The sequence below is a fragment of the Pontibacter sp. HJ8 genome (genome assembly GCF_054824225.1).
Genome location: NZ_JSYF01000188.1, coordinates 1 through 8,427, shown reverse-complemented (window position 1 = coordinate 8,427; position 8,427 = coordinate 1). Strand labels below are relative to the sequence as shown.

8 protein-coding genes are annotated in these 8,427 nt (G+C 49.0%); 5 read left to right on the top strand and 3 right to left on the bottom strand.

Going from position 1 to position 8,427, the window contains the following annotated elements; genetic code table 11:
- Window positions 1-1,032: LLM class flavin-dependent oxidoreductase (locus OB13_RS09345; protein WP_461489895.1), on the bottom strand; the 1,032-nt coding region annotated here is incomplete at its 3' end.
- Window positions 1,033-1,282: 250 nt separating this feature from the next.
- On the opposite strand from OB13_RS09345, the gene OB13_RS09340 reads away from it, so the two are divergent.
- From OB13_RS09340 to OB13_RS09330, 3 genes are all read left to right on the top strand, one after another.
- Window positions 1,283-2,197, top strand: a complete 915-nt coding sequence (locus OB13_RS09340) for a pirin family protein (RefSeq protein ID WP_461489894.1) — start codon at window positions 1,283-1,285, stop codon at window positions 2,195-2,197.
- 88 nt (window positions 2,198-2,285) lie between these two features.
- The gene (locus OB13_RS09335; protein WP_461489893.1) at window positions 2,286-2,582 is read left to right on the top strand and encodes a GNAT family N-acetyltransferase; all 297 of its coding nucleotides are present in this window, start codon (window positions 2,286-2,288) and stop codon (window positions 2,580-2,582) included.
- Between the two features lie 42 nt (window positions 2,583-2,624).
- Entirely contained in the window at window positions 2,625-3,578 is a 954-nt protein-coding gene (locus OB13_RS09330; protein ID WP_461489892.1) for an adenylate/guanylate cyclase domain-containing protein, read from the top strand.
- A gap of 228 nt (window positions 3,579-3,806) precedes the next feature.
- Here OB13_RS09330 and OB13_RS09325 read toward each other — a convergent pair whose 3' ends face one another.
- On the bottom strand, window positions 3,807-4,544 hold the full coding sequence (locus OB13_RS09325; RefSeq protein WP_461489891.1) for a fasciclin domain-containing protein: 738 nt from the start codon (window positions 4,542-4,544) through the stop codon (window positions 3,807-3,809).
- Between the two features lie 478 nt (window positions 4,545-5,022).
- On the opposite strand from OB13_RS09325, the gene OB13_RS09320 reads away from it, so the two are divergent.
- Window positions 5,023-6,540 carry a sensor histidine kinase gene (locus OB13_RS09320; RefSeq protein ID WP_461489890.1) on the top strand — a complete coding sequence of 506 codons (1,518 nt, stop codon included), beginning with the start codon at window positions 5,023-5,025 and terminating at the stop codon, window positions 6,538-6,540.
- 33 nt (window positions 6,541-6,573) lie between these two features.
- Window positions 6,574-7,248, top strand: coding sequence for a LytR/AlgR family response regulator transcription factor (locus tag OB13_RS09315; protein ID WP_461489889.1), 675 nt, complete (start codon window positions 6,574-6,576; stop codon window positions 7,246-7,248).
- Between the two features lie 62 nt (window positions 7,249-7,310).
- Here OB13_RS09315 and OB13_RS09310 read toward each other — a convergent pair whose 3' ends face one another.
- Window positions 7,311-8,135, bottom strand: a complete 825-nt coding sequence (locus tag OB13_RS09310) for a Cof-type HAD-IIB family hydrolase (RefSeq protein WP_461489888.1) — start codon at window positions 8,133-8,135, stop codon at window positions 7,311-7,313.
- Between the last annotated feature and the right edge of the window lie 292 nt (window positions 8,136-8,427).

The following is an 8,427-nucleotide window of genomic DNA, read 5'->3' as shown; positions in this document are numbered from 1 at the left end:
TTTGGCCAGCGCCTTTTTGACGGCCGGCGCCACCACGGTACCCAGTAATTCGATGGAATGGAGCACCTGGGCATGCGGCAAGGTGCCGACACTGATGTGCAACAGGTAGCGGGTATTGCCAAACAACTCATGCGCATACAGGATTTTATCGATCACCTGTTGCGGACTTCCTACCAATAGGGAGCCTTCCGGCGTTCGCATCAGTTCATAGTGTTCTCTGTCCACAGGCGACCAGCCCCGCTCACGGCCCAGCTTGCTCATCATATAGGCATAAGGGCCGTAATATTCATTGGCCGCTGTTTGAGAATCATCGGCCAGGTAGCCATGCGAATTGATGGCCAGTTGCAGCTTGGCCGGATCGTGCCCCGATTTGGTATAGGTCTCTTTGTATAAATTGGCAAAGGGGACGAAGCGTTCGGGCATACCTCCGATAATGGCCAGGGCCAGGGGTAAGCCATGCGTTGCTGCCCGGACCACGGACGCCGGCGTTCCGCCTACGGCTACCCAGATGGGCAGTTCGTCCTGGTAGGGCCTGGGGTATACGCCCAGTTTATCGATCGAAGGCCTGTGCTTGCCCTGCCAGGATACTTTCTCACTTTTATTCAGCTCGATGAGCAGTTCCAGTTTCTCCGAGAAGAGCATGTCGTAATCTTTCAGGTCGTTGCCAAAAAGCGGGAAAGACTCGATGAACGAACCGCGGCCTGCGATGATTTCCGCCCGGCCTTTCGAAAGCAGATCCACATGGGCAAAATCCTGGAAAACGCGTACCGGATCATCCGAACTCAGCACCGTCACCGCACTCGAAAGTTTTATGTTTTTGGTTCGGACGGCAGCCGCTGCCAGCACGACCGCCGGGGAGGAAACAATGAAATCAGGCCGGTGGTGTTCTCCGATGGCAAAAACATCCAGCCCCATCTGGTCTGCCAGTTCTATCTCTTCCATCAGGTTCATCATCCTTTCCTGCGGGCTGAGCAGTTTCCCGGTGGCAGGATCAGGAGTGTTTTCTACGAAGGTAGTGATTCCGATTTCCATAGTCAGTATAGGTATAATGAGTAAAGGTATAGTATGCTATAAAGCAAATGAACATTACTTTGTATTAACGAACGAACGCTTCAAATGTATCTGAATTTTTGGTTTCGCCGGCTATACCTGCAGGCATCCGTGGTAGGCCAGCAGGTATAGCCGGGAAGATTAAGGCTGTATTACCTGCAGCTTCCCGGATTATTGTTAGCTTTCCTGGCAGTATCTTCGTTTATAGAAGCAGAAAACTAAATCAGTACATATGCTGGATATTGTCATAGAAGCCCGTCAGGCATCCCTGGCTCCCGGAATGGATGTTCGCCGGATACTCCCTTTTCGTCTGCGCCGGATGGTAGGCCCTTTCATTTTCATGGACCACGCAGGCCCGGTAGCAGTGCAACCTGAATTGTCTCACTCGATGGATGTGTTGCCGCATCCGCACATCGGGCTGTCAACGGTCAGTTATTTATTCGGGGGACAGGTCACGCACCGGGACAGCCTGGGGGTAGAGCAGATCATTCGCCCGGGTGAGGTAAACTGGATGACGGCCGGGAGTGGGATTGCGCATTCGGAACGCTTCGAAGATCCGGCCGCACTGGCAGGCGGCGCACTGGAAATGATACAGACCTGGGTGGCGCTGCCGGAAAAAGACGAAGAAGATGCGCCTGCTTTTGACAATTACAAACCCGAACAACTTCCCATATACACCGATACCGGGGTCTGGATGCGGCTGATTGCGGGAGACGCTTTCGGCCTGAGAAACCAGGTCAAAACCCATTCCCCCTTATTCTATCTGCATGTAGTGCTCGACAAGGGCGCCCGTTTCGGGTTACCCAAAGAACATTCGGAAAGAGGCATGTATGTTGCCAAAGGAAGTATCGAAGTATCCGGTATAACCTATGCGATGGGGCAGATGCTCGTGTTTACCAAAGGGGCAGATCCGGTGATCCAGGCCAAAGAGCCAACCACGCTCATGTTACTGGGAGGCGAGCCGCTGGGCGAACGCTTTATCTGGTGGAATTTTGTCTCTTCCAGAAAAGACCGCATCGAGCAGGCCAAAGCGGACTGGAAGGAGGGAAGAATCCTTTTACCCCCTTCCGACAACCTGGAATATGTGCCGTTACCAACCGATCGCTCTAAGCCTGCCGGAGGCCCTCTGCCCCAGCCACTTTCCTGAAGGCGCAGAGCAATTTCGGGTAGCGGTATGGCAGGACATTTAAGAAAGCGTTATATTAGAGCTTACCTAATGTAACAAGTGAAAAGCCATGGAATACGATATCAGAAATAACCCGGCCTTACATCGGTTCGAAACGACCATAGACGGTAAAACTGCTTTGATCGATTACAAATTAAAGCCAGGCGTCATGACGGTTCTCCATACCGAAGTGCCCAAAGAACTGGAAGGGCAAGGTATAGCCGGAGCGATGACAAAATATGCCCTGGAGTATATGGCACGGGAGAAATTAGCGCTTATTCCGATCTGTCCCTACATGCGATCTTACCTGAAACGCCACCCCGAATACCAATACCTGGTACAGGAAAAAGCGGATTCCGGCGTGTAATTCATCTTTTATACTCCATCATATTTTTCAAAAAGCTTCCCCATGCCTTTCCAGATAGATTTCAGAGGTGAAAAAGCCGTTCCGGTTGCAGAAGGCCAGACCATACTGGAGGCTTCGCTGGCTGCTGGTATACCCCATTATCATGCCTGTGGGGGGAAAGGCCAGTGCACCACCTGCCGCGTACTCGTACTGGAAGGAGAAGAAAATCTGTCGCAGCTAACGAGCTATGAAAAAGCCATCAAAGGAGTCAGGAAGTTTCCGGATAATGTCAGACTGGCCTGTCAAACGCATGTGATGGGGGAAGGCGTGTCGGTACAGCGACTCATCAAAGACGATCTTGACCGCCATATTTTCATCAACGAAGCGGAAGAAAACATCACGGAGGTGATGGGGGAACGCCGCAAGCTTGCCTTGTTTTTCATCGATATACGCAATTTTACGCCTTTCATTGAGTCTCATCTACCTTTTGATGTCATCCACATCATGCGGCGGGTGTTTGCTTTGTTCCGGAACGCCATAGAGCTCTACAACGGGCAGATCATCGATACGGCAGGTGACGGTCTGTATGCCGTGTTTGGCTTGAAAACCAGCATCAAAAAGGCGGCGGAAGCAGCCGTTCTCACCGGACTTAAAATTCTGGACGACATCAAAATCTTCAACAATACCTACATGCGGCCTTATTTCAACCATACCTTTGAAGTAGGAATCGGGGTACACGTTGGCAAAGTAATTTATGGGAACGTAGGAATCGGGCTTAGCAATAACCTGACGGTGATGGGATTTCCGGTGAATATTGCAGCCCGGCTGCAGGCAGCTACCAAAGAATTGAACAACAGTTTTGTGATTTCTGAAAGAACATTCAGGATGTTGAAAAATCCGCCTTATGCTGTCGGCTGCGATTATATCAATCTAAAAGGTGTGAGCAGTGCCTATGAAGTCAAGCTGATCGGCAAACCCTATCACACCAAACCTGCCCCACTCACAGAAGAGGTATAGCCGGCTGAAAGCGGAGCTATGCCTTCCTTTGCCTTGGCAGTTAGTGCAATCGTGGCACTCAAGGTTTACAGACTGGTATAAAAAAGAAAAGACTCCCCGGGGAGGGGAGCCTTTCTTTTATGATAAGTTTAAGAATAAACCTTTCATCTTTTAGCCATGGTTATATACGGCGACACTTAACAGAAGGTTTGTAAATGCCTGAAAATAAGTGCAATTTTTTTATCCGCCTTAGTCTTGCCGGATCGCTTTGCTCGGCAGTATGACAGAATCGATCACATGGATTCTACCGTTTGATGCTTCAACATCACTTTTTACGATCTGGGCTCCCCCAATGCTTATATTTGATCCGTTCATACCTGACTCAATCGGAATGTAGCTATCGTCTGTCATTCGGATCTGGTCATTATCCCGTAACTGTGTTGCCGATACATCCGATGTCAGAATGTGTGCCTGTAGCAGGGCAGAAAGTACAGCTGTGTTATCCGCTGCTGCCAGGGCATCCAGCCTGTCTTTCGGCATGTTGCCAAAGGCTTCGTTGGTGAAAGCAAACAGGGTGACATCCTCCTGGCGTTGTATATCATCTTCCAGTTTAGCAATCTCAATCAACTTGACAAAGGTGGAGAGGTTGGGGCTTGTTCTGGCTAAGGCCAGCACATCGAGCTGTTCTGTATCCTCAACATCTTCAAACATTTCATCGATCGGTATGGGATTTTCGATGGCCAGAGCGGTAACTGAAACCGTACCAACGGGAATTACTACTTCTTCTTTTACAACCAACACCTCCAAGCCGTCTCTCTTTGCTGTAGAAGTTGCTGTTGAAGTATTACCCCCCATAGTCGCTGTCTCACTCATGTTGGTGTTTTCAGTGGCAGTTGCGTCGGTTGTCTGTTCAGAACCTGCACAGCCCACCAGCAGGAAGGAAGCCAGTGTCATGGCTGCGAATGAATTTATGATGTGTGTTTTCATAGAACTTTAGTTGGTTTTATTTAAAAATACTGGAAGCTATAATGGCCTCTCTGTCTTTAATTAAACTGTTCCGGGTAGAGGCAGGTTGTGTTAGGAGACACAAGCGGGACGAACGAATTGGAGGTATCTTAGGCAAAATGAGCGTCTTACTAAAACCAAGTAAGACCTCACTAAATAATTAGTGGCTTTGACTAAAATGAACGAATAGGATCTATTATTTTTGAAAACTTTTTGATGAAAAAGATAATCTTTTAAATGTCCTATACCTTCTTGCGGCATCAAGGCCATATTTAAGATCGATTTTCTTAAATAAGTGCTGATTGCACGAACTCCAGGTAACGGAGCCATGGGATAGTAGAAAGCTGATATATACCTTGTCATGCAGGCGGGCATTCTTCAATTTTATCATTCATCACAAATTTCATGGCTTTCATCACATTTATTATTTTTCCTTTTTGCTATCTTTTATCATTGAGCTATGAAAGATCTCGCCCTAACCAACATTGCCATCAAGCCCATTCACCAGAATAAGGTAGAATTCTGGGCTGCCACCCTCATCTTTGTTTTTGCGTTGTTTTCCCTTTCCGGGGGAGACAGTCCGAACAGATACTACTATGAGGAAGCCGGTTTTCATTACGATTTTTATAAACACTATTTTGTTCCCCAGCTCATCCGCTATACCCTGCTATACCTGGTGTTCCTGCTGTTGAATTTTGTAGTGGTCCCGAAACTGATCAGGAAAGAATCCTTGTGGCTGAATATATTCCTGGTCCTGCTGACATTCCTGGTAGTGGGCTCCGTGCTTGGGGTACTCGATACCTATTCTAAAAGCTACCTGTTCGGCGAATACTCGTCGGAGGAGCAAACCTATAATTTTATATTCCAGAACAGTTTTCATCATGCTTTCTGGTTGCTGCTGATGTTCGGTTTTTATACGGCCATCAAACACACCGGCCTTTACCTGCTCTCTAATTCAGGCACCATTCAGTCGCAGTACAAAATGATCACCCGGGATGCCCTGGCCGCTTTTGTTTTATGGATGGTCAGTATGTTCGTGTTGCTGATCGTGCAGGCAGAAAGGGAGTTGATCATAGGTTGGGGAATACTGGTGCCTTCCGCAATCCTGTTGTATTGCTATTCGTTTTATTTCCTCATCCCGAAGTCTCTGGGTAAAAAGCGTCCGTTCCGGTCTTATATCGCCAGAACGGCACTTGTGCTGTTGGTATCCTTCTTACCCGTAAGCCTGATCGTACTGTTGCTTACACAAAATGGTGAAGCGGCTTTTGGCGTCAGCCTGTTCAATAGTGTTTTTCAGCTCCTGGTCACAGCGCCGCTTACCTGGTTTCTTTACCAGCGGCACATGCAGGGGAGAGAAGAATTGTTTGTCTTGAAACAGGAACTGGGGCATTCGAATGCAAACCTGGATTTCCTGCGCACGCAGATCAATCCGCACTTCCTCTTCAATGCGCTGAACACGCTTTATGGTACCGCCCTACAGGAGAAAAGCGACCGCACAGCCCAAGGTATTCAAATGCTGGGCGATATGATGCGCTTTATGCTGCACGAGAATCACCAGCAAAAGATATTGCTGACACGGGAAGTGGAATATCTGCGCAACTACATCGACCTGCAGTTGCTGCGCACTTCTACTTCTCCGAATATCGTGATCGAGACGAAAATAGAAGATCTGCTGGAAGAAAAGTACATTGCCCCGATGTTGCTTATTCCATTTGTAGAGAATGCGTTCAAGCATGGTATCAGCCTGAAGTACAAATCCTGGATCAGGATAACGCTGCATTGCCATCACAACAAGCTATACTTTGATGTATACAACAGCACGCATGCAAAATCGGAGCAGGACCCGGAGAAAGATCAGTCCGGAATCGGTCTTCTGAATGTGAGGCAGCGCTTGAACTTGCTATACCCGGAAAGACACGAGCTCATCATCCGGGAAACGTCAGAGGAATTTTTCGTACACCTGACCATTCAGTTATAAGTATCCGGTAGAGCAGGCAAACAGAAACAAGGTATGAAAGCAATCGCAATAGATGATGAACCGATGGCGCTGGAAGTAGTACGATCGCTGGCTGCGAAAGTGCCCTACCTGGAACTGGATGCCTGCTTTACCGATGCTTTCAAAGCGCTAGAATACCTGCAAAAAGAGCCCATAGACGTTTTGTTTCTGGACATCAAAATGCCCGACATGTCCGGACTGGAATTTGTGACGAGCCTGCAGAAAAAGCCCTTGGTTATTTTTACCACGGCTTATTCGGAACATGCGGTCACCAGCTTTGAGCTCGATGCCGTCGATTACCTGCTGAAGCCATTCTCACTGCCCCGTTTTGTGAAAGCCTGCAACAAGGCACAGGAACTCCTGCAGCTTCGCGGCCGAACGCCTGCTGCCAAAGAGTATGTGTTCATCAAAACAGGGTATGAGCAGGTGAAAGTATATTACCACGAGATTCTATACCTGGAGGCGGCCGGCAATTACGTGACTTTTGTACTGGAGAACAGCAAGCTGCTGACCCGGATGACGATAAGCGAAGTAAGTGATTTGCTGCCCGCAGACAAGTTTATCCGGGTACACCGGTCCTACATAGTGGCCAAAGAAAGAATCGATAAAATAGAGCGCCACCAGCTTGGTATACAGGGGAACAACGTACCGGTCGGGGCATCCTATACCCCGCAGTTACAATTGCTGTAAATCCCGGCAGAGCTGCAGGCAAAAAGGCTATACCTGTTTTCCCGGTTCGGAATTCTATAGACCTAGAGGAAATACTTTTCAATGGCAACGGCCACACCGTCCTCCACACTCTTGAGCGTAACTTCATCGGCCGCGGCCTTTACTTCTTCGCGGGCATTGCCTACTGCTATACCTAAGCCCGCTGCACGGAGCATCTCGATGTCATTGTAATTATCTCCGAAAGCAACTACCTGGGACAGGTCAAGGCTATAGTGCTGCGTGAGCACCCGCTCCAGTGCCGAGGCTTTCGAGATGGCCTTGGGGGCGATCTCCAGGTAAGTGGATTTGGACCGGTAAATGTGAATCTGATCCGCGTACTGTGCTTCCAGTTGCGCTGCCATTTCGAATATTTCATCTTCCGGACCCATACACATCACCTTGTGTGCACCGGTTCCTGCCACATGCCAGGAGTCCAGAATGGGAGGGAGGTCGGCTATGCGGGCTTTCACCTTGGTGACACGCTGCTCTTTCTCGGTCCACTCATCCATCCGGGGAGCATGCCAGTCGTCGTTCGCATATAAACTAACATGTATCGCGGTGTTTTGCGCCATGGCCACGATTGCCGCACAGAGTTGCGCAGGTATCTGGATGGTATCAACAATAGCGGGCGTATCGGAACCGTCTGAGTAATCCAGCACATACCCTCCGTTGAAGCAGATGAGCGGATGGTGCAGGATGCCCAACTGTTGCTGCAAATGGCGCATAGCGGCCGGCATACGGGAAGAGGCCAGTATGACAGGTATCTGCTTGTCCAGCTTTTGGATCGCCTGGATGGTTCTTTCGGATAACTCTCTGTGGCTATTGAGCAGGGTACCGTCGATGTCGGTACAAAGGGCGCGGTAGTTCATGTCAAGTATAGTATGTAAGGGCGAAAACAATGCAGATCGGCCCTGTTGCTTCAATTAAGGTGCAAAGATACTTAAAATTATGGGGACAAAAAGAACGGGGCTGACAGGCAGGTACCTTCAGAATCTGCTACTTTCCTGTATCCGGCTAAGCCTGCAGGCAGGGTGTGTTCAGAAAGCTATATACATCCTTGGTGTTGTATAAAAACAGGAGGGCTTCAGGCAAACCGTAGGCTCCCGGCATACTCCTCTGCATAGCTTGAGGGGTTCTCATTCCAAAACCAGAAAGCGATTG